This is a genomic window from Hyphomicrobium sulfonivorans, assembly GCF_013306565.1.
In the GTDB taxonomy this organism is placed as follows: Bacteria; Pseudomonadota; Alphaproteobacteria; order Rhizobiales; family Hyphomicrobiaceae; genus Hyphomicrobium_A; species Hyphomicrobium_A sulfonivorans.
Window position 1 is genome coordinate 1 of sequence record NZ_PZPO01000005.1, and the last position, 20,784, is coordinate 20,784.

Consider the following 20,784-nt stretch of genomic DNA (forward strand, 5'->3'; position numbering starts at 1 on the left):
GCTTCTCGACATCGGCGCCGATGCAATGATCGCCCCCGACATGACGCTCGGAATTTCCTACATGGGCCAGTACTCGGGCGACTTCACCGACAACGGCCTGCGCGGACGCTTTAACTGGAAGTTCTGACGGGTGCGGGTACGGGAGACGGGCTTATTCCATTCGCGGCCGACATGGGTGGCACGACGTTCGAGATCAACACCGGCTTCTCGACTGACATCGGCGACGGCGCAGCGATCTATGCCAACGCGTCATATCTTGTCGGCATCGGCGAACGCCTACGATGGCAAAATCGGCGTGAAGGTCGCGTGGTAGGGTCACCAAGCTGTATGGCCGCTTACCGCGATGACCAACGCTGCATTTCTTGGTGGTTGTTGGTCACCGCTCCGAGAGGTTCACGTTGCAAACTCGACATCGCCACAACGGCAGTCACAAACTATCGGCCCCCGCGTTCTCAAGTGAGCGGTACCCTGGGCAAGGGCGCGATGTGCAATGCTGCCGATCAGTCGATTTGCGGAGAGCGTGCGTCGCAACTCGTACAGTCCGCATGAACAGTTAAGCGTTCGTCTTTGCTGGCCGCTGGTGGACAGCAAGTCATCGATGTCGGAACAAGCCCAATCGGCAAGAAAATTTTAGCGCCCGGCATCGCGCCTCAATCGCCAGAGAGGCTCCACCCGCCGATCTTTGCGTAGATCGCATCACGGAGGCGGCGAACGTCAGCGTTGAGAGCCGCCAAGTTCTGGATGGTATCACCTGAGGCCGTAAGCAGCGCTTCGCCTAAGCAGCCTGCCTCCGTGCGCAACGCATCGCCTTTTTCAGTCAGGTTCACGAGCACCTGGCGCTCGTTCTCAGGATTTCGCGCACGATGCACCAGCCCGGCGGCCTCCAGGCGCTTCAGCACTGGCGTCAGTGTGCTGGACTCAAGCCCCAGCTGATCGGCGATTGCGCCGACTGTCTGCTGGTCGTCGCGCCAAAGCACATTGAGTACAAGATACTGCGGGTAGGTCAGGCCCAACTCGTCCAATAGCGGCTTGTAGACCCGCTGGATCGCCATGCTTGCGGAGTAGATCGAATAGCAGAGCTGATCTTCCAGTGGAATCGGTCCACCGCCTTTGGCCTTGGATTTCTTCAAGTTTGCCTCCTGTCTCCGCCCTCGCCACCGGCGGGGGTGCAGCACGAAACTATATCGCGATAAGTTTTGCGTTGACAAGTGAGTGTGGCCTGCTCTAGACGGATGGATATCGCGATAAATTTTATCGCAATATTACATCAGGAGCAGGTCATGATCCCGACCATTCGCTACATCGCCACGGCACTGACGGCAGCCTCAATCATCAGCGGCGCCCAAGCCGAACCTGCACGCATTCCCGACACACAGACCGTCCGCAACGTCGTCCTCGTTCACGGGGCCTTTGCCGACGGCTCCGGCTGGCGCGGCGTCTATGACATCCTGACCTCACGCGGCTATCGCGTTTCGATTGTGCAGAATCCGCTGACATCGTTCGCCGATGATGTGAACGCCACGCGTCGCGTTCTGGCGCGCCAGAGCGGACCAAGTGTTCTTGTCGGTCATTCATATGGCGGATCGGTCATCACTGAGGCCGGAGCCGACGCGCCTGTGGCGGGCCTTGTCTATGTCTCGGCACTGGCCCCGGACGCAGGTGAGAGTACGGGCGATCAGTTCAAGGACATCCCGGCGCCGCCGGAATTCGTGATCGAGCCTGGGCCCGATGGCTTCGGCTTCGTCAACATGGAGCGTTTCAAGGCGGGCTTCGCTGGCGATACCAGCGATGCGGACGCGGCGTTCCTGCGCGACTCGCAGGTGCCGATTAACATGGCGATCTTCGGCACGCGGCTCACCCAGGCGGCTTGGCGCACCAAGCCGAGCTGGGCAGTTGTCGCGACGCAAGACCGCGCCATTGATCCGCGCCTGCTCAGGCAGCAAGCCGAGCGCGCCCACGCCGAGATCACGGAAGTTGATGCGAGCCACGTGCCATTTCTCACTCAGCCCCACGCCGTGGCTGATGTCATCGACGCCGCGGCGCGTGGTGCATCACGAGCTGCCGCATCGCGCTGATCGATACAGCGCCTCGCCTGCCGAGGCGCTGGCCTAAAGCATCATCGTCCCTTCACTGAAGAGAGCGTGAGATTATGGACCCGACTTCTTCCCTCGAAGACCCGCATTTCTTTAAGCGCCCGCGTGTGGCACCGGAGCAGGCGGCGTCTGCCTTGAAGCCCGCCTATGACTTCGTCGTTTGCGGTGCCGGCGCCTCCGGCTCCGTCATCGCAAGGCGACTGGCGGAAAATCCCGAAGTGCAAGTGCTGCTGCTTGAGGCCGGCGGCAGCGATGACGCAGAGGCCGTTCTGAACCCGGCCTTGTGGCCGACCAATCTGGGAAGCGAACGCGACTGGGGCTTTCAGGCGCAACCCAATCCGCACCTGGGCGGACGAGAAATCCCGATGGCCATGGGCAAGGGGCTTGGCGGCGGTTCGAGCATCAACGTTATGGTCTGGGCGCGCGGACACCGCACCGACTGGGACTTCTTCGCTTCGCAAGCAGGCGATCCACGATGGAGCTACCAGAATGTGCTCGACATCTATCGCCGTATCGAGAACTGGCAAGGCGTTTCAGATCCGCAGTTTCGCGGAACCGGAGGGCCGGTCTGGGTGCAACCGGCAGCCGATCCCAGCCCCATCGCGCTCGCGATGCTGGAGGCTGCGCGCGAGATCAACGTCCCGGTCTTCGATCATCCTAACGGAGCAATGATGGAGGGGCCGGGAGGCGCAGCTATCACCGACATGCTTGTCCGCAATGGGCAGCGCTACTCGATTTACCGCGCCTATGTGCACCCCTGGTTGGATCGGCCGAACTTGACCGTGCTCACCGGAGCAATTGTGCGGCGGGTTGTGTTCGAAGGTCGGCGAGCTACGGGTGTCGAGCTGACGTACGATGGGCAGCAGACAACGATCGGCGCTCACTCGGAAGTGGTTCTCTCGCTGGGTGCGATCCAAACTCCCAAGATCCTGATGCACTCAGGGATTGGCGATCGCGCGGAACTGCAGAGGTTTGGCATTCCCGTTGTTCAGCACTTGCCCGGCGTCGGGCAGAACCTGCAAGACCACGTCTCGTTCGGGTGCACCTGGGAATTGTCAGACCCGCTGCCGTCGCGCAACAGCGGCAGCGAAGCGACGATGTACTGGAAGAGCCGACCTGAGCTGGACGCGCCGGACCTGCTATTCTGCCAAGTGGAATTTCCGGTGCCGAGCGAGCGAACAGCAGCGCGCGGAGTACCGGCGCATGGGTGGACAATGTTTGCAGGACTTGCACAACCGGAAAGTCGCGGGCGACTACGCCTTCAAAGCGCCGATCCAACCGCTCCGCTGGTGATCGATGCAAACTTCCTTTCAGATGCCCGCGATGTAAGGACAGCAGCGGCATGCATCGAAATCTGCCGCGCGTTGGGCAATGCGCAGGCATTCCGTCCATTCGTTCGTGGCGAAGTCATGCCGGGCAACCTGAGCGGCAGCGAACTTGATCGCTACATCCGCGAAGCCGCTGTCACGTACTGGCATCAGAGCTGCACGGCTAAAATGGGACGTGATGAGATGTCGGTCGTGGACGGAACGCTGAGGGTTTATGGTGTCGACGGGCTGCGCGTGGCCGATGCCTCGATCATGCCGCGCGTGACGACAGGCAACACACAGGCCCCCTGCGCAGTCATTGGCGAGCAAGCTGCGCAGGCGATCAAACAGGCGCACGGGCTTTCCAGCAGCGTCAATCCATTGGCGCAAAGAGTCGGCGCTTCGTAATCCTAAACCTACTGACTGCAAACTAACCGCGTGCAGCGGCGAGGAGGGTATGTCCGCTTCGTCGGCAGCCGATACGAGCAGCGCGCATCCTGGCCGCGTCGCACACCAATCGCGCGACGCGGTCGGGATAAATACGCAGCGGCCTTAAGATCCAGCGCGTAACGTGTCGATGGCGCGACTGTCACGCTCAAATGGGCGCAAGGTGCGAAAATATCGGCGGACGTCGTCAGTGATCGCGAGTAAGGAAAAATCAAACGTCGATGCAGGGCTCGAAAAGCGCTTCGGTTACACCCAGATCGCACCAACGGCGCTTAAGCTCATCTGAAACGAAGATCGTAGTTACAAAAGCTTCAATATCACCACGCCAGATGGCTAACCCGCCCACCAAGTCAGTGCGGACGGCTATGCTCCGGTGTTTATCGTCAAGACGATAGACTATCCTCTCAACGATACTTCCCTTGTTAATTGTCTTGGGAGGAACGTTACCCTTCGCCACGTCGAAGGCATTTATCTGAAGGTATACATCAAGGAGATAGTAGGGATTGCCGGCTATGGCTTTCTTGCTTTTGGCATCTGACCCAACGGCACGAACCGGAATAGCCTGCCAACCGTCGGACTGCAGCGGCCTGAGCGCCTCCAGCGCCTCGGCGGAGAGAATCAAATATTTGCTTTGATCCAGGATGATGTGCTCCAGCCCTTCAGCACGCGCATGGAACTTGAAGCCCTTGGCAAGCTCGTCAGCTGCGCTCTGCGGAATAGGCGTGTTGCGGCCAATTATCTCCGGTGAGCCAATACCAACATATTTGTCCACGGTTCCGATCACCGGAAAAAGTCCGAGATCTATAAGCCAAGTCATTGGAGTCTCCGCCGTTGCTGACCGCAAGGTCGCTCATGCCACGATTACGCGTTTTTCTAAGCCGTCCATGCGTACGTAGCGAACCTCGCGCTTCGGAAATACCTTTTCCTTGAACTCGCGCACCAGTTCCTCCGCACCGCCGAATGGAGCGATCACGTCGTAGCCATGTCAATAATGGTGGAAGCGCTGGGCTCCCTTCGCTGTGCGGTGCTCACTGGCGCGCGCTTGGAGGGAGCGCATGAAACGGCGCCAAAGGCTTGAGCTCGCAGCCGCGCGGCAACCCAAGGCCAATTGTTGCGCCCTTTGAATTCATGGCATCACGAATGGTGCAAAGCTCTGCCACGCGACTGAGGCGCCAGAGCTTTGCACCACTTTTCGAGCTTTTATTTGCGAGGGTCGTCGGCGGGATTGATATACGTGATGTTCCAGGGCCCCGTCGCGGTGAGAAGAACCACGCTCTCCTCCTCGTTCCACAAATAGTGTGCGTGGTTGTCCGGCAGGGTGAAGCTGGAACCGGCGCCGAGCTTGTCACCCTTCTGACGATCAAGCTTGTCGCCCATCCCGTTCCAGACGGCGCCTTTCAAAACGGTGACCACCTCGGTGAAGGGATGCGTATGGGCCGGTATCTCGTAGTTCGCCGGGAACTTAAGATACGCCATGAACACACCGGGCTTGCTCGGATCGCCAATAACAAGCGCGCTCTGCGCTGCGCCGGGGAGCAACGGCTCGTCTTTCCAGGCGATGCTATCCAGCTCGAAGTTTTCCATCTTTGTCGTCGTCAAGCGATCGATCTGATTGCTCGGCGCGAGAGCGAAGCTCGCCAAGGCGGCTACAGCTGCTCCCGCCAGACCAGCTAATAGAACCTTCATCCAAGTCTCCTTCGATCTAGTGTGAACAGCGCTCGCGAAACCAGCGGTGCTCCGGCTAATTGATGCCATGGTGATGGGTCGCGGCAATGGCGATCTGCCTGGAACGACGGGGGCAAATTTCCTGGCTCGAACGCGCCTTAGTCTTGCGCCGTAGTCTGGAGAGGGTTTCAATGTTTGGTGGGTGAATATCCCGATGCGATGTAGGTTTTTCGCCCTTTTCGGATATCTGAAGCCGACTACGCTGTATCTCAGGAAGACACATGTAAGAAGACAGAATTGGAGGGCGAATTGCATCTTTCTCGGGGATTTGTTGCCTTCAGCGCTGCCATCCTTATCGCCGTCGCAACACCGGCGTCAGGGGCGGAGGTCGATGACACACAGTTGAAAGCGGCTGCGGGAAATCGCTCGGATTGGTTGACTTACGGACGCGACTACGGACAGCAGCGCTTCTCGCCACTCGCGCAGATCAACGCCGGCACGGTGAAGAAGCTGGTACCGAAGTGGATCTATCAGACCGGGACAGCGGCGACGTTTCAAACGTCACCCCTCGTTGCCGACGGCGTCATGTATCTGACGACACCCTTCTCTCATGTCGTGGCGTTGGACGCGCGCACAGGGCGGGAGCTGTGGCGCTACGAGCATAAACGCTCGTCGCAAAAGACCTGCTGCGGTCCGGCAAATCGCGGGGCAGCGATCGGCTATGGCAAGGTGTTCGTCGCCACAGTTGATGCGCGCCTCGTCGCGCTCGATCAACGGACGGGGGAGCCGGTGTGGGACATTGCGCTGGCGAATTCGCGAGAAGACGTCACCGAGGACAAGAACGTGCTCGCGGCAGATGATCCGCTCAACGCCAGAAACATCACGGGATCGACGGGTGCCGGGGCTGTCATCGCGCCGCTGGTCTACGACGGCAAGGTCATCGTTGGTATCACGGGCGTGGGCTACGGCCTCCATCTCGACAGTCCGCGTGCCGGCGCACCTCTGGGAGCCGTGGTTGGCGTTGCCGGGCGTTACGGTCAGCCGGGCTTCCTCGCAGCCTTTGACGCTGCGAGCGGCCAACAGGTTTGGAAATTCGAAACGACGCAGAAAGGTTGGGAGGGAAGCTTCCGCGCGGATACGCCGGATGGCATCCCGCTCAATCGCGACATCGCCGCCGAGAAGGCGAACGCGAGCAAGCATGAGGACGCGTGGCGGCACGGTGGCGGATCGATATGGCACACACCAGCCGTGGATACGGAAACAGGCTTGCTCTACTTCGGTGTCGGCAATCCCTCGCCTCAGGCCGAGGACAGCACGCGCCCGGGTGACAACCTCTACACGGTCGCACTCGTCGCGCTGGATTCGAAAACTGGGAAGCTCGTGTGGCACTTCCAGCAAGTTCCGCACGACAGGTGGGGCTATGACGTAGCCAGTCCGCCCACGCTTTTCGAGGCTACGGTGGACGGCAAGAAGCTTCCAGCAGTAGGGCAGGCCAGCAAGCTGGGCTGGTACTACGTACATGATCGCCGAAGCGGCGCGCTGCTGTTCAAATCCGACGCTTTTGTTCCGCAGAGCAATCTCTTCGCTCCGCCGACGCCGCAGGGCGTGCGCATCACGCCAGGGCCGGCGGGTGGTTCGAACTGGTCGCCCGCATCACTGGATGCACAGCGCGGCGTTGTTTACGTCGCTGGCATGCACATTCCGATGATTTACAGGACGGCGGAACTGCCCCCGCAGGGCGATGAACCGGCCGTCCCATACTTCATCATCGAGCCTGCGGAGGAAAAAAACTGGGGCACGCTGACCGCGATCGACCTGTCGCGCAATGGCCGCATCGCATGGCAGACGCAAACGGACGAGCCGCTCGTCGGTGGTGTCCTCGCGACGGCCGGCAATCTTGTTTTCACCGGTGAAGGCAACGGAGAGTTTTCCGCGTTCGATGCGGGATCGGGAGCCCGTCTGTGGAGCTTCAACTGCGGTGCGGGCGTTAATGCGCCGCCGATGACCTACGAGGTTGATGGCCAGCAGTACGTTGCCGTCGCCGCAGGCGGAAGTCAGATCTGGGGCTTCCGCCAGGGCGGCGCAGTCATTGTCTTCGGCTTGCCGAACGAGGACGCTTCCGAGATTCGCAACGCAGATTGATAGCAGATTGATACTTGGGTGCGCAGCACGCCTATGCTTCTAAGCTTGCGCGACGGCGGCGGCCGCAAACTCATCGCGCAGCAGAAGGGGCGCTGCCGAGCCTTTCCTCGATCGGCGGCCGCAATGCGACAGCTCGAGCAGAATTTTCGAAGAGCTTGTTCGCATTCGCTCTCGGTATCGACCCCGGCTGTGCACGGGCACAAACAAAAATCTTTCAATCTGTCGAGTGTCCATAAGAGAGGCGCAGTGGCCCTCATCGGTCGGCGACAAGGGTACAGCGGACGTTCTGCAACAACGCGGCCGGTTCTCGTTGGGCAGAACCACGAGGTCCGCAAACTCGGCATTTCGACCGATCACCGTATTAAGCGTAAAACTGAGACGCCGAGCACAACCCGCTCGCGGGGGAGAGCGCTGCGCGCAAGGGGTCATATAGCCCTTCGAGGAATGCGGCGGGCTGCGCAGGTCCACCTTAGCCACTGCATAAGAGCCAGGGCACGTCATCGATCTGAGCTACGGATCGCTGCTGAATGCCATCGTGTGCAGCGTCGACGCGCTACGAAAGAGCGTTGCGATTCATAGCGCGGCTCAGCGTCAGTGGCGAAACCTGCAGAGTTTGGCGAGTTCCCCAAGCCGAACCTCCCCCGAAGCTAAAGCAACGGCGGCGTACAGGATGTCGTCAGGAGTCAGTTTAGAAGACCGGGATCTGATCTCTACCAACTTGCTCCTCGAACGAGCGCGCTTGTCGGTTTGTCCCATGAGCGGAAGTCGAGATTATAGAGCTCCGCGATGCTCAAGTGATCTGCTGGACGTCCCCTTCGGGGACTGTAGCGACCCGCGGGGCAGAAGCGGCTGTCGTTGTCCACGCCCCATAGCTTGCATAGTTCAAGAATCCTTGTAGTATGCTTGCATGGATAGCAAAGACGCCGTCACCTGCCTTGCTGCGCTCGCACATGAACAGCGTCTCGCTATCTTCCGCTTGCTCGTGAAGATCGGCCCACCGGGCTCGCCAGCCGGTGAGATCGCGGATGCGGTCGGTGCTACGCCGACAGCTGCTTCATTCCATTTGAAGGAGCTTGACCGCGCCGGTCTGATCCACGCCACCCGCGCAGGCCGGTACATCCGCTACGCCGTCCATTTCGATGGCATGCGCCGGCTGCTCACCTTCCTCACCGAAGATTGCTGCCAGGGCCGGCCGGAACTTTGCGGGTCGACAATCAAGAAGGCACGTACGTTGTGTAAGGGAGGGTCGAAATGATCAGTCAGCCATTCAATGTCCTGTTCCTCTGCACCGGAAATTCGGCCCGGTCGATCATGGGAGAGGCGATCACGAACCGCGTCGGCGGGGGAAAGTTCAAGGGCTTCAGCGCCGGCAGCATGCCGAAGGGAGCGGTCCATCCGCTGACACTCAAACTGCTGAACCAGCTCAACTACGATACGAACGCGCTGCGCTCGAAGGCGTGGGACGAATTCTCTGTGCCCGGCGCTCCCCAGCTCGATTTCGTGTTCACCGTTTGCGACAACGCCGCCAACGAGACGTGCCCCATCTGGCCGGGGCAGCCGATGAGCGCGCATTGGGGTGTGCCTGATCCAGCTGCCGTCGAAGGTACCGATACCGAGAAGGCTCTTGCCTTCGCCGAGACCTACCGGATGCTCAGTTCCCGCATCAGCATCTTCACCAGCCTGCCGCTCGCGTCCCTCGATAAGCTCTCGCTACAGCGGCGCCTGGACGAGATCGGCAAGACAACCGCCGACGTGGAGAGGGCATGACGCTTGGCTTCCTACTCCTCCGCCCAACGCATCGCCGCTGAGTTTCTCGGCACCGCATTGCTGCTTGCTACCGTCATCGGCTCCGGCATCATGGGCGCCAAGCTGTCGGGCGGCAACGACGCGCTAGCCTTGCTCGGCAACACACTGCCGACGGGCGCCATCCTGATCGTGCTCATCACCATGTTGGCGCCTGTTTCGGGTGCGCATTTCAATCCCGCCGTTTCAGGCGTATTTTGGCTGCGAGGAGAGCTAAACTCACGCATGGCCGCTGCCTACATGCTGGCGCAGCTGTGCGGTGGCTTGGCCGGCGTGCTGGTTGCGCACGGCATGTTTGACCTGCCGCTGCTTCAGATGTCGAGCAAGATGCGTACAGGTTCCGGGCAGTGGTTGGCCGAGGGCGTCGCCACTTTCGGGCTCATTCTGACCATCCTGGGGCCGCTGGTTGCGAGACCAAAAGCAGTGGCCGTCAACGTGGGGCTCTACATCACCGCCGCCTATTGGTTCACGGCGTCGACATCGTTCGCCAATCCAGCCGTCACCGCGGCGCGCGCCTTCTCCGACACGTTCACCGGCATCCGGTCTGATGACGTCGTGCCGTTCGTGGTGGCCCAGCTGATCGGCGCGGTCGTTGCTCTCGGGGTTGCCGCGTGGCTTTTCCGTACCGGCGGCGCAATACAAACAGCACCGGCGGAAGGACCTTCAGGATCCGATGATGAATGAGAACGGCGCGGACGATCTGCTCAACGTTGCCCACGAGCACCTTCACGTACCGGCGGCAGACAAGCTGGCGGCGACGGCTACGCACAAGCCGCGCATCCTGCTGCTGTACGGATCGCTGCGCGCACGTTCCTACAGCCGCTTCCTTGCGATGGAGGCGGCCCGGCTGCTCGAGCACTTTGGCGCTGAGACGAGGATCTATGATCCGCATGGCCTGCCGTTGCCGGACGACGCACCCGACACGCATCCCAAAGTGCAGGAGCTGCGTCAGCTGACGGCATGGTCCGAGGGCCAAGTGTGGTGCTCGCCCGAGCGCCATGGGGCGATGAGCGGGGTCATGAAATCCATGATCGACTGGATTCCGCTGCCGAGCGGTGCGGTGCGCCCCACCCAGGGCAAGACGCTGGCAGTGATGCAGGTCAGCGGCGGCTCACAGTCGTTCAATGCCGTGAACCAGATGCGCGTGCTCGGCCGCTGGATGCGGATGATCACCATTCCCAACCAGTCGTCAGTGGCGAAGGCTTTCCAGGAGTTCGACGACGACGGCCGCATGAAGCCGTCCGCCTACTACGATCGTGTCGTTGACGTGATGGAGGAACTCGTAAAGTTCACCCTGTTGACCCGCGACCGCGCCGACTACTTGGTCGACCGCTACAGCGAGCGCAAGGAAAGCGCCGAGGAGCTTTCAAAGCGGGTGAATCAGCGATCGATTTAGGTGACGGTCGTGTCTCACACCTTCGTTCTGTTATCTCTTCGGCTACGAGCACATTGACGGGAGCGCCCATCGCCAGATGGACGAGCAGAGAACCGCACGACGCCACGACGAGCGGTTCGTCCCAATAGCTGCCATTCGCTGCGGGTAGTCGGCGCGCCCCGGATGATCGCCGGCAAGTCTGCTGGTTGAAGTGAAACGGCCATTAGATATCGATCTGCTCCGCGAGTTCAATCGCATCATCGACCTCTATGCCGAGGCAGCGGACGAGGCTCCCTATCATCGAGGCCATGGGCCAGAAAACTTGGGGCGCGGTATTGATCGCCTGCTTTACACGTTCCACGAACATAGTTCATCATCCGTGACAGATTCCGCTCGACGGGCCCGCGCTTTTGCAAAGATAGAGTCGGCCGTTGATTGCCGGCGGGGTGCAGATCCCCAATGGCTTATTCAATTTTCTTTTCAGGCACGAACGCGCTCCAAATATTATATCGATAGAGGTGAGAGCGGTGACCAGATCGCTAAAAGCTCTTCCGCCCCTCGCGTTTGGCCGGCGACAGTCTGTGCAGTTTCACGATGCCGAGGCCATGTCGGAGGCATTGGCGCGCGGTACCTCGTTGGTGATGAAGTATCGCTCGGCTGAGCCCGACGGCGCCTTTTTGGCTCAGTCAGCCTTCATAAAAACCCGAAACGTAAGATTGGTGGCGCTAACCTCGTCGGCATTCCACGTCGAGGCAAGTGGATCGCCGAGTGGACTGCTCATGGTTGCCACGCACGGATTTACGGATACGCGGCACGGAGGGCGAACCTTCGAGTGGGGAAAGGGCAAGGGTGCGTTATACTTGCCGCCGGGAGGGTGCAGCGCACAATCCACCGCCCGTTCGGTTGTCGCCGTAGACATCGATCCCGCCAACTTCAATCGCGTCACTGAAGCTATGCTGGGTGGTAGGGCGCTCCGGACTGGATTTTCGCTCAGGCAGCCCTGCTTCGTCGACACGCCCGGCAGTCGCTTCGATTTCGGCGACGTTCTCAAGGGCATGGTTGCGACGATGGATATGCTCGGCGGCGACGCACATCTGATTGAGAGAGCAGCTCTTGATGACGCGCTGCTCAGAGTCGTCGCGCTACTGTTGAATTTCGAGGAGCTTTCAGCGGCTGAGCCCGAAACGAGCACGCCTCGAGCTGTCGTTCGGCTGGCTTGCGAATACATCGACGCCAACCTGACGAGCACGATCACGTTGACAGAGCTGGAGTCGATCACCGGGCTCTCGCGCAGGAGTCTGCAGTATGCGTTTCGCGCCGCATTCGACTGCACACCAATGCAATGGGCCGCGCAGCGACGACTGGAAGCTGTTCGCAGCCACATCCTTGCTGCGCGCCCTGGTGCCAATCTGACGGCAATTGCGGGCGCGTATTTTGTCAATCTCGGTGAATTCGCGCGCATGTACAGGCAGCACTACGGCGAGCTTCCCTCGATTACTTTGAAGGACGCAATAGCGAAGCGATTGCGCTCGTAGTCCAAGCAATATTGCGTGATCGCGACAGTCATTTCGTTTGTGCGATATCGAACACATCGCGAATCACGCACCGTCTAAACAACGTACCGACGTTTTTTAGTGCGAAAGCATCCCGTTTAGCGCCGGGTCGGCCGAAATTGTTCGCGCGCACCCGGCCCGCTGAGCGCCGAGCCATCTCCTGCAGGCACATTCAGCGTCGATCTTCGAGTAGATCGTGTTTTCTGAATTGCGCGTTGGCAGCGTCCTCCAGCCAAACTTTTGAGAAAAATCATACTCAAGGGACACCCGGCATGCGCGACGCTTTTCGACACCGCTTCCCCTCACTGGAATCGAGCGCGCTCGCCATCGCGGTGGTGCTCGGGGTAGGTTCGGCCGCGCAGGCTCAGACGGTCATCAATAACGGTGCGACGGTGAACGTGCCGCCGACCGTGCTCCCGAACAACGAAACTCTCACCGTCGGCACCACCAGCAGCGGTACATTGAATATCGACACGAGTGCCGGCACCGTCACGACCAGCGTCACGACGTTAGGCCAGTCGGCGACCGGAAACGGTACGGTCAATGTGTCCGGTTCCGGGACCACATGGACCGTGACCAACGCATTCACTGTCGGCGACGCCGGAACTGGCGCGGTCACGATCAGCAACGGCGCCGTGCTGACGACGACCGGTGGCTTTCCAACGGTTATAGGAAAGCAAGCAACAGGGGTCGGTACCGTTACCCTCGACAACGCGACCTGGAACGCCGGCATCAATTTAACACTAGGCGGGGATTTTATACCCGGTACTGGCCCCGTCCCCGGAACGGGCACGCTCAACCTCATCAACGGCGCCACGCTCACTGCCGCACAGGAGGTCGAAGTCGCCTATGCAGGGACTGGCACTCTCAACATTAGTGGCGCCAGCACGTTGAGCACCGCCACAGACCTGACATTAGGAAGCACCGGCTCTTACGACGCCGTCGGTACGGCGAACATCAGTGGTGCTGGCACCCAGGTTACCGTCGACCGTGGCCTGTACGTCGGCTATCTCGGAACCGGCTACCTCAATGTTACCGAGGGCGCGACAGTATCTGTCGCCCAATACTTCTACGTGGGCTATGAGACGAACAGCGGGTTGAACACCGCGGTGCTATCCGGTCCAGGCTCGCGGATCGACGTTGGGGGCAATGCGTTCGTTGGCGAATACGATAAAGGCACGATGATCGTTTCGAACGGGGCTGTGTTCGATGTGACCGGAGCGACCTCGCTCGACGCGAACGGCAAGCTCACGGTCACAGGCACAGGCTCGCAGTTTAACTCCGGTGGTGGCGTGTCCCTCGGCGGTTACTACGGCGGTGGGACGCTCGAAATTCTCGACGGCGCCACGGCAACCACCGGCGCAGCAGTCGTCGGCTATCGTCCCAGCAGCTTCGTCGGCCCTCAGACCGGTACCGTGACCGTATCGGGTTCCGGATCGAACTGGACGACCAGCGGTCTAACCCTGGGCCTGAACGACCAGTCCATCGGCACGCTCACGATCGCGAACGGCGGCGTTGTCACCAGCGGCGCCATATCGCTCGCGCCTGTAGCGGACTCGACCGGCACGCTGGTCTTCGGTGCAAAGGCAGGCGATGCGGCGGTTGCGGCGGGCACGCTCAATGCTCCAACGATTACGTTCGGCAGCGGCGTCGGCAGCATTGTCTTCAACCACACGGGCGATTTGAATTTTGCGCCGGTGATATCGGGCGGCAACTCCAACTCCGAAATCAATGTGCTCGCCGGCAAGACGAATTTTACCGCGAACTCGAATTCCTTCGGCGGCACCATGAATGTGACCGGTGGTACGGCCTACATCAACGGCAACATGGGTAACACTCAGGCCATCGTAAGTGGCACCGGCACGCTCGGCGGTAACAATTGGATCGGTGGGCTGGAGGTCCGCTCCGGAGGTACGGTTGCACCGGGCAATTCCATCGGCACGTTGACGGTGGCGGCTGACGGCGTGTTCGAGGCGGGTTCGATCTTCGCCGTTGAGGTGAATGGCGCGCAGTCAGATCTGCTGTATGGCAATGGATACATGACGCTCAACGGCGGCACGGTTCTCGTCAGCGGTGTTCCCAGCCTATCGAAATACGCGATCCTCACTGCCGACTTCGGCGTGACCGGCACATTTGAGGGGGTCGAGACAACGTCAGCGTTCATCCTCTACAGCCTCGATTACGATCCCAACTACGATCCCAACAACGTCTACCTCGTTGTCGATGGCGTGAACTCGTTCACCACCGCAGCACGCACGCCGAACGAGTACGCGGTGGCGAACGCGCTCGATCAGTTCCCCACCGGCAATCCGCTCTATTCAGCAATCATGGGAGGCAGCATCGCCGACGCCCAGCAGGCCTTCAACGCTCTGTCAGGTGAGATCCATGGCAGTGTCGGCTCGGCCATGGCCGATGACAGCCGCTATGTTCGCGAAGCGATCACAGGGCGTCTCATTCAATCGTATTACGGCGGCGCGATTGCGGGCGGTGGTCAGCCGATCGTGATGGCGGCAGCGGCGCCAACGAATGTCGCAACGATTGATACCTCGTCGCGCATGTCGCTGGGTGCGGATTATGACGGCGCGCAGCGCTTGGCTTCCGGAGCTGGCCGGGATGTCGCGTTCTGGAGCCGCGCATTCGGTGCGTGGGGCCAGTATGACAGCAATGGCAATGCGGCGGCGACTGATCGCAATCTCGGCGGCTTCGTTACCGGCGTGGACGGCAACATCGGCAGCGGCTGGCGAGCGGGTCTTGCCACGGGCTACATGTACACCGGGCTGTCGACCGGCGCGGGCCGTTACAGCTCGGCTGACATCAACTCGTATGTGTTGGGCGGCTATGCCGGTGGTGGCGTTGGCGACTTCGCGTTCCGCTCTGGCGGTACGTGGACGTGGAACGACATCGACAGCAAGCGCAACGTGATCTTTCCTGGCTTCTTCGAGAACGAGAAGGCAAGCTACAACGGCGATGTAGGTCAGCTGTTCGGTGAATTAGCATACCCGGTGTTCACGCATGGGGGTGTGATCGAACCATTCGCAGGTCTTGCGTATGTGCACGTCGGCACTGACGGTTTCACCGAGAGCGGCGGTGTCGCGGGCCTGACGAGCGGTGGCCAGAGCATGGATGTCGGCTATGGCACGCTCGGAGCGCGTGTTGGCACGACGGTTGTGTGGGGCGGTACGACGGTGATCCCGCATGCCTCCTTGGCATGGCAGTATGCGTTCGGCGACATCACCCCGCAGCAGGCACTTGCATTTGTTTCGACGGGTATCGGCATGGGGATCGGCGGCGTGCCGCTGGCGCGCAACAGTGCGCTTCTCGACATCGGCGCCGATGCAATGATCGCCCCCGACATGACGCTCGGAATTTCCTACATGGGCCAGTACTCGGGCGACTTCACCGACAACGGCCTGCGCGGACGCTTTAACTGGAAGTTCTGATCTTCCGACGTGCTCGACGACACGACGGCGGGCGCAAAGCCTGCCGTATTAATCTCGTCCCGGTCTCGGCTGTCAGCACGCAATAGGCAGCTTTCAGGTCGAAACCGGATCTGACTGGAAATCATGAGCTCGCTCGCAATTGCACGCATTCGATGTCTGCTAACTCGGCATTTCGACCGATCACCGTATTAAGCGTAAAACTGAGACGCCGAGCACAACCCGCTCGCGGGGGAGAGCGCTGCGCGCAAGGGGTCATATAGCCCTTCGAGGAATGCGGCGGGCTGCGCAGGTCCACCTTAGCCACTGCATAAGAGCCCGGGCACGTCGTCGATCTGCTACGGATCGCTGCTGAATGCCATCGTGTGCAGCGAAGGCGCGTTACGAATGAGCGTTGCGATTCATAGCGCGGCTCAGCGTCAGTGGCGAAACCTGCAGAGTTGTGGCGAGCTCCCCAAGTCGAACCTCTCCCGAAGCTAAAGCAACGGCGGCGTACAGGATGTCGTCAGGAGTCAGTTTAGGTGTCAATCGGCGTCGAACTTTGCCCCCCTACCGGCGTGCAATGTTGACCCCGTTCAAGCGTGGTGATGCCGCTGGCCGGGACCGGAGCAGCGGAGGGCGCGGCTTTCGGGGCGGATGCAGATGTGGGGTATGGGGCCATCGAGCTTGAAGGCCGGGCGCTACTCGTAGTGCTGTTCGGGCGCAAAGTAGATATCGTCGAGGAGTTCAGTGAGCTTGAGTTTCTTGCTCTTGTTGATTTTGACGAGCATCGTTCTCAGCATGCTGATGGATTTGTTGGCGGTTTTGGATTGCACTTCTTTGCGCAGGATCCTAGTGATCGGCTCGGAGGTTGGCGATCCGCTGACTGCGCCTGGAGTGCTCGACACGACGAGCCTCACATTCGGCGCCGGAGACGGCGGCATCGTCTTCAATCACACCGGCACGAATTACATCTTCGATACTCCGATGACCGGCGGCATCAGCGGCGACGGGGAAATGACCGCCGTTGCCGGGCGCACGATCCTCAACGGGGATCACACCGGCTTCACGGGTGGCCTCAATGCCGAGAACGTCGGCATCCTGCAGGTGAACGGCGACATGTCCAACGCCGACGCGACGACGACGGGGAACGGCACGCTGGAAGGCCTAGGCACCGTCGCCAATATCGCCAACAGCGGCATAGTTGCACCGGGCACCCAGTTGCAGCTCGGAACACTGACGGCGCTAAATTATGTCTCGACCGGCGGGCGCTTGCACATCAGCGCCATTCTCGGGGACGATAGCTCGCCGACCGACCGCCTACACGTTCTCGGCGACACCAGCGGAACGACCGCAGTAGCCGTCACCAACGTAGGCGGATCGGGAGCCCAGACATACAACGGCATCATGATCGTGGAAGTGGACGGTGTTTCGGCCGGCGCCTTCAATCTGATCGGCAACTTCGTGACGCCGACCGGCCAGCAGGCGGTGGTCGGCGGCGCCTATGCCTATGCGCTCTACCAGGGCGGTGTCATCGATCCAGCCGACGGCAATTGGTATCTGCGCAGCGAGGACATCTCAGGCGTCACGATCTACAATCCCGGCGTTCCCCTTTATCAGAGCTATGCGCAGCAACTGTTCGCACTCAATCGTCTGCCGACATTGGAGCAGCGCGTCGGCAACCGCTTGTGGGGTCCGCAGGCCGCTGCCAATGCGTTTGGACCATATCAGTCTGTTGCGCCGCAGAGCGGAGTGTGGGTGAGGCTGGAGGGCGAGCGCCAGCACTTCGACCAGGGGACGACGACTGGCCCGCAGACGCAGCGGGTCGCGGTCGGGCGCATCCAGGCCGGTTTCGATCAGGTCGTCAACGAGACACCGCAAGGCAAGACCGTGGCCGGCTTTACCGCGCAGTACGCCTATGCCTGGGGTAACGTCAGCTCTCGCGCCGGCAACGGCACCATGGACACTTCCGCCTGGGGACTCGGCGGCACGCTCACCTGGTATGGCACTGATGGCTTCTACGCCGATGCGCAGGCCCAGATACTCCCGATGGACACGGACTTGAAGTCGTCGACGGCTGCAATCACGCTGGCCAGCGGCCGCCGCGCTATCGGTTACGGCTTGAGCGTCGAGATCGGCCAGCGCTATAGCTTGGGTGGCAATTGGGATCTCACGCCGCAAGCGCAGCTCATGTGGACGCCGGTCGGCGCCAACGCGTTCGCCGACGTCTGGGGTGCTTACGTAGATCCCAACAACACCGAGTCCCTGATCGCGCGCATCGGCCTGCAGCCGCGTTACAGCGAAACCTGGATAGGTGCGAACGGACTGCTGTCACGCAGCACCGTCTACGGCATCGCCAACATCTACCAGGAACTGACCGGAGATCCGTCGGTCGACGTCTCCGGAGTCCGGTTTAACGGCGACCGCGATTCCACGTGGGGCGGGCTTGGCCTGGGCGGAACATGGTCGTGGTCCGACGAAGCTTTCGCGCTTTACGGCGAGGGCGCCTTCAATACGTCACTGAATGAGTTCGGCGACAGCTTCGGCTACGGCGGCACGATCGGCCTGCGCAGCAAGTGGTGATTGGTCCTCCTGCCCGGTGTCAGACTATCGAATTGGCTGCGGACGTACCTTATGCATCCGCGAGGGTGAACAAGCGGCAGACCGCGGCTGTACGCCAGACCGAAATTCGATCCACAATTCAGCCTGTGACGCACAACGTCTCTTCAACGCGACAGGAGCCTTAGCGGACATCACAATCGGCGTAGGGGCTGCCACCGCACGATGACCGCAATCTCGGCATTTCGACCGATCAGCGTATTAACCGCAAAAAGAGACGCCGAGCACATCCCGCTCGCGGGGGAAAGCGCTGCGCGCAAGGCGTCGTATAGCCCAGCGAGGAATACGGGGGCTGCCCAAGTCCATCCTAGCTACTGCATAAGAGTCCGGGCACGTTGTCGATCTGAGCTACGATCGCTGCTGAATGCCATCTTGTGCAGCGACGACGCGTTACGAAGGAGCGTTACGATTCATAGCGCGGCTCAGCGTTAGTGGCGAAACCTGCAGAGTTCTGGCGAGTTCCCCAAGTCGAACCTCCCCCGAAGCTAAAGCAACGGCGGCGTACAGGATGTCGTCAGGAGTCAGTTTAGGCGGCCGTCCCAAACGCCGCCCACGGTTGCGTGCTGCCTCGATCCCTGCACGCGTTCGCTCGGCTATCAAGGCGCGTTCGAACTCCGCGAGCGCACCCATCATGTGCATGAGCAGCCGCCCACTAGGCGAGCGTGTGTCTATGGCTTCTGAAAGTGAGACGAGCCCAATGCCCCGTTTGTCCAGGTCTGCGGTGAGGGTGATCAGATGGGCCAGGCTACGTCCAAGGCGGTCGAGCTTCCAGGTCACCAGCGTGTCGCCTGCTTTCAGCTGTCTGAGAGCTCTCGCTAGGCCAGGGCGGGTACTTATGGCGCCCGACACTCCAAGATCCTCGTAGATCTTTTGGCATGCCGCTCGACGCAACGCATCGAGCTGAAGATCGAGATTTTGATCGTCGGTTGAGACGCGCGCATAACCAACTCTCATCGTTCGGCACCTCGGTGATACGGCGCCATCGCGCCCTTCAGCGCGTCTAACAAAAAGGGAGGTTTTTGAAGGTAAACGGATTGCGATGCGGAGGATGCGAAAAAGGCCATGATCGGGAGATTATCGCATCGTAACCAACCCGTCAGAGAGCTGCACAATAAACGTCCCTTTTTGATCGCGACGCGGATTCGTGGAAGATCAGGTTGTCTTCGCCACGACAGGTATGCGCATGTCAGCTGCAGGCCGGCAGCCGATCACAATAAGCAGAGCCGAGCTGTATCAGGCCGTGTGGGCAGAACCCATGAGGCGGCTGGCAGCAAAGTTCGCCATCTCGCCGCAACGTCTAGCCAAGATTTGCGAGCAACTTGAGATTCCGGTTCCACCCCGTGGCGAGTGGGGGAAACTACCTGATGCGACCAACAAACCCGCGCTCAAGGCACCTGGGCGTTCGATCGCTGAAACGATCACAATAACTTCCACCCATGCCAAGCTTACGCCCGGTGGGCGAACCAAGAGCTATGACGGGACAAATGCGCCGGTGGAGTTCGTCCACCCGGCAATAACGGATTGGCTGGCGAGTAGCGAATTCCTCGCACGCCGCCCCTACGCACGTTCCCTCGGGAAAGAGGAGACGGTCACGAAATACAGAAAAGAATTGTGCTTCCTCGATAGGCTGTTTCACGCCGCTGAGAAAAAGGGTTTGTGGCCCGTTATGAGTGATTTTGATCGCATTCAATTTCAGTCTCAGGGCGAGCGTATCAACTGCGTCCTGAGCCAGCGCAAAGCTTATGTCCAAAATGGCGCTCTTCGACAATTTAAGCGAACCAGCGAACTCATCTTCCAGGTCAACCACAGTTTGCCGCCGCGGCTTGGTGGTCTGCTCAAATGGGCGGAACAGAAGGATGGTCAACTCGAGAAACATATCGGCGCGATAGTCGACGCGCTCCTAGAATGCGTGCCGGTGATTGCTGAAGATCGCGTTCGGAGTGAAGCGGAGGCTGAGCGCCGAAGAGATCAAGCGCTCAAGGCTGAGCGCGAGGCGCAACATCTCCGTCGCGAGCACCTCCGCCGTCAAGCGCTGCTCGTCATGGCTGAGCGCCACCGCTCAGCGCAGGCGTTGCAGGAGCTCATCGTGCGGATGGAGCGTGAAGCAGAGGATACGTCTCATGTCGTCGATGGCCAGACGATCACCGATTGGCTGGCATGGGCACGCCGCCAGCTGGTGCTTTCCGATCCACTGTCGAAGGGGATTGCGAACCTCTTTGAAGAGGTGGCTGCATCCGCGCATGCCAAAGATTAGACGGGCCGCGAAAGCCCGCGGCATTACAAAAAGTATTACACGCAGGCTCCAAAATCCTAAAATTATAGTGCGATATCAAAGCTTAGCATGAATTTGTTGGCTGGGGGACT

18 protein-coding genes are annotated in these 20,784 nt (G+C 60.4%); 11 read left to right on the forward strand and 7 right to left on the reverse strand.

Going from position 1 to position 20,784, the window contains the following annotated elements:
* Positions 1-650: 650 nt before the first annotated feature.
* Complete coding sequence (locus tag C6Y62_RS11500) at positions 651-1,130, reverse strand: MarR family winged helix-turn-helix transcriptional regulator (RefSeq protein WP_246274643.1); 480 nt, start codon at positions 1,128-1,130, stop codon at positions 651-653.
* A 150-nt stretch (positions 1,131-1,280) separates the two neighbouring features.
* Between C6Y62_RS11500 and C6Y62_RS11505 the strand changes: the two genes are divergently transcribed.
* Together C6Y62_RS11505 and C6Y62_RS11510 are read left to right on the forward strand one after the other, a co-directional pair.
* Positions 1,281-2,075: an alpha/beta fold hydrolase gene (locus tag C6Y62_RS11505; RefSeq protein ID WP_173954033.1), complete on the forward strand. Its 795-nt coding sequence runs from the start codon at positions 1,281-1,283 to the stop codon at positions 2,073-2,075.
* A 74-nt stretch (positions 2,076-2,149) separates the two neighbouring features.
* A complete protein-coding gene (locus C6Y62_RS11510; protein WP_173954034.1) occupies positions 2,150-3,808 on the forward strand; it encodes a GMC family oxidoreductase in 1,659 nt (552 codons plus the stop codon).
* 250 nt (positions 3,809-4,058) lie between these two features.
* On the opposite strand, the gene C6Y62_RS11515 is transcribed toward C6Y62_RS11510, so the two are convergent.
* The 3 genes from C6Y62_RS11515 to C6Y62_RS11520 form a co-directional block, all read right to left on the reverse strand.
* On the reverse strand, positions 4,059-4,664 hold the full coding sequence (locus tag C6Y62_RS11515; protein WP_173954035.1) for an imm11 family protein: 606 nt from the start codon (positions 4,662-4,664) through the stop codon (positions 4,059-4,061).
* A gap of 33 nt (positions 4,665-4,697) precedes the next feature.
* Positions 4,698-4,820, reverse strand: a complete 123-nt coding sequence (locus C6Y62_RS16640) for a toxin-activating lysine-acyltransferase (protein ID WP_338074379.1) — start codon at positions 4,818-4,820, stop codon at positions 4,698-4,700.
* 227 nt (positions 4,821-5,047) lie between these two features.
* On the reverse strand, positions 5,048-5,533 hold the full coding sequence (locus tag C6Y62_RS11520) for a cupin domain-containing protein (protein WP_173954036.1): 486 nt from the start codon (positions 5,531-5,533) through the stop codon (positions 5,048-5,050).
* Between the two features lie 288 nt (positions 5,534-5,821).
* Between C6Y62_RS11520 and C6Y62_RS11525 the strand changes: the two genes are divergently transcribed.
* The 5 genes from C6Y62_RS11525 to arsH all read left to right on the forward strand — a co-directional run bounded on the left by C6Y62_RS11525 (position 5,822) and on the right by arsH (position 10,853).
* Complete coding sequence (locus C6Y62_RS11525) at positions 5,822-7,654, forward strand: pyrroloquinoline quinone-dependent dehydrogenase (protein WP_173954037.1); 1,833 nt, start codon at positions 5,822-5,824, stop codon at positions 7,652-7,654.
* 907 nt (positions 7,655-8,561) lie between these two features.
* The gene (locus tag C6Y62_RS11530; protein ID WP_173954038.1) at positions 8,562-8,909 is read left to right on the forward strand and encodes an ArsR/SmtB family transcription factor; all 348 of its coding nucleotides are present in this window, start codon (positions 8,562-8,564) and stop codon (positions 8,907-8,909) included.
* On the forward strand, positions 8,906-9,421 hold the full coding sequence (locus tag C6Y62_RS11535) for an arsenate reductase ArsC (protein WP_173954039.1): 516 nt from the start codon (positions 8,906-8,908) through the stop codon (positions 9,419-9,421). The genes C6Y62_RS11530 and C6Y62_RS11535 overlap by 4 nt, the downstream gene beginning before the upstream one ends.
* Positions 9,422-9,424: 3 nt before the next feature.
* Positions 9,425-10,141 carry an aquaporin gene (locus tag C6Y62_RS11540; protein ID WP_173954040.1) on the forward strand — a complete coding sequence of 239 codons (717 nt, stop codon included), beginning with the start codon at positions 9,425-9,427 and terminating at the stop codon, positions 10,139-10,141.
* Entirely contained in the window at positions 10,131-10,853 is a 723-nt protein-coding gene (gene arsH / locus C6Y62_RS11545; RefSeq protein WP_420844159.1) for an arsenical resistance protein ArsH, read from the forward strand. Before C6Y62_RS11540 ends, arsH begins: the two co-directional genes overlap by 11 nt.
* Positions 10,854-11,055: 202 nt before the next feature.
* Here the strand turns inward: arsH and C6Y62_RS11550 are convergent, their stop codons facing one another.
* Positions 11,056-11,199: a hypothetical protein gene (locus C6Y62_RS11550; protein ID WP_173954032.1), complete on the reverse strand. Its 144-nt coding sequence runs from the start codon at positions 11,197-11,199 to the stop codon at positions 11,056-11,058.
* 274 nt (positions 11,200-11,473) lie between these two features.
* Between C6Y62_RS11550 and C6Y62_RS16460 the strand changes: the two genes are divergently transcribed.
* Positions 11,474-12,367: an AraC family transcriptional regulator gene (locus tag C6Y62_RS16460; protein ID WP_246274645.1), complete on the forward strand. Its 894-nt coding sequence runs from the start codon at positions 11,474-11,476 to the stop codon at positions 12,365-12,367.
* A 290-nt stretch (positions 12,368-12,657) separates the two neighbouring features.
* Positions 12,658-15,825 carry an autotransporter outer membrane beta-barrel domain-containing protein gene (locus tag C6Y62_RS11560; protein WP_173954042.1) on the forward strand — a complete coding sequence of 1,056 codons (3,168 nt, stop codon included), beginning with the start codon at positions 12,658-12,660 and terminating at the stop codon, positions 15,823-15,825.
* 677 nt (positions 15,826-16,502) lie between these two features.
* On the opposite strand, the gene C6Y62_RS16645 is transcribed toward C6Y62_RS11560, so the two are convergent.
* Positions 16,503-16,637: a hypothetical protein gene (locus tag C6Y62_RS16645; protein WP_276510018.1), complete on the reverse strand. Its 135-nt coding sequence runs from the start codon at positions 16,635-16,637 to the stop codon at positions 16,503-16,505.
* Positions 16,638-16,641: 4 nt separating this feature from the next.
* On the opposite strand from C6Y62_RS16645, the gene C6Y62_RS11565 reads away from it, so the two are divergent.
* Complete coding sequence (locus tag C6Y62_RS11565) at positions 16,642-18,384, forward strand: autotransporter family protein (protein ID WP_173954043.1); 1,743 nt, start codon at positions 16,642-16,644, stop codon at positions 18,382-18,384.
* Between the two features lie 426 nt (positions 18,385-18,810).
* Here the strand turns inward: C6Y62_RS11565 and C6Y62_RS11570 are convergent, their stop codons facing one another.
* Positions 18,811-19,374 (reverse strand): recombinase family protein, encoded by a 564-nt coding sequence (locus tag C6Y62_RS11570; RefSeq protein WP_173954044.1) that lies wholly within the window; start codon positions 19,372-19,374, stop codon positions 18,811-18,813.
* A gap of 190 nt (positions 19,375-19,564) precedes the next feature.
* On the opposite strand from C6Y62_RS11570, the gene C6Y62_RS11575 reads away from it, so the two are divergent.
* Positions 19,565-20,674, forward strand: coding sequence for a hypothetical protein (locus tag C6Y62_RS11575; protein WP_173954045.1), 1,110 nt, complete (start codon positions 19,565-19,567; stop codon positions 20,672-20,674).
* Positions 20,675-20,784 lie beyond the last annotated feature (110 nt).

What these genes read in the sequence shown, in the direction of transcription:
- C6Y62_RS11570 (WP_173954044.1), bottom strand. Translation starts at nt 19,374, where the DNA reads ATGAGAGTTGGTTATGCGCGCGTCTCAACCGACGATCAAAATCTCGAT.
- C6Y62_RS11510 (WP_173954034.1), top strand. Translation starts at nt 2,150, where the DNA reads ATGGACCCGACTTCTTCCCTCGAAGACCCGCATTTCTTTAAGCGCCCG.
- C6Y62_RS11530 (WP_173954038.1), top strand. Translation starts at nt 8,562, where the DNA reads ATGGATAGCAAAGACGCCGTCACCTGCCTTGCTGCGCTCGCACATGAA.
- C6Y62_RS11520 (WP_173954036.1), bottom strand. Translation starts at nt 5,533, where the DNA reads ATGAAGGTTCTATTAGCTGGTCTGGCGGGAGCAGCTGTAGCCGCCTTG.
- C6Y62_RS11560 (WP_173954042.1), top strand. Translation starts at nt 12,658, where the DNA reads ATGCGCGACGCTTTTCGACACCGCTTCCCCTCACTGGAATCGAGCGCG.
- C6Y62_RS11550 (WP_173954032.1), bottom strand. Translation starts at nt 11,199, where the DNA reads ATGTTCGTGGAACGTGTAAAGCAGGCGATCAATACCGCGCCCCAAGTT.
- C6Y62_RS11515 (WP_173954035.1), bottom strand. Translation starts at nt 4,664, where the DNA reads ATGACTTGGCTTATAGATCTCGGACTTTTTCCGGTGATCGGAACCGTG.
- C6Y62_RS11505 (WP_173954033.1), top strand. Translation starts at nt 1,281, where the DNA reads ATGATCCCGACCATTCGCTACATCGCCACGGCACTGACGGCAGCCTCA.
- arsH (WP_420844159.1), top strand. Translation starts at nt 10,131, where the DNA reads ATGATGAATGAGAACGGCGCGGACGATCTGCTCAACGTTGCCCACGAG.
- C6Y62_RS11535 (WP_173954039.1), top strand. Translation starts at nt 8,906, where the DNA reads ATGATCAGTCAGCCATTCAATGTCCTGTTCCTCTGCACCGGAAATTCG.
- C6Y62_RS16460 (WP_246274645.1), top strand. Translation starts at nt 11,474, where the DNA reads ATGAAGTATCGCTCGGCTGAGCCCGACGGCGCCTTTTTGGCTCAGTCA.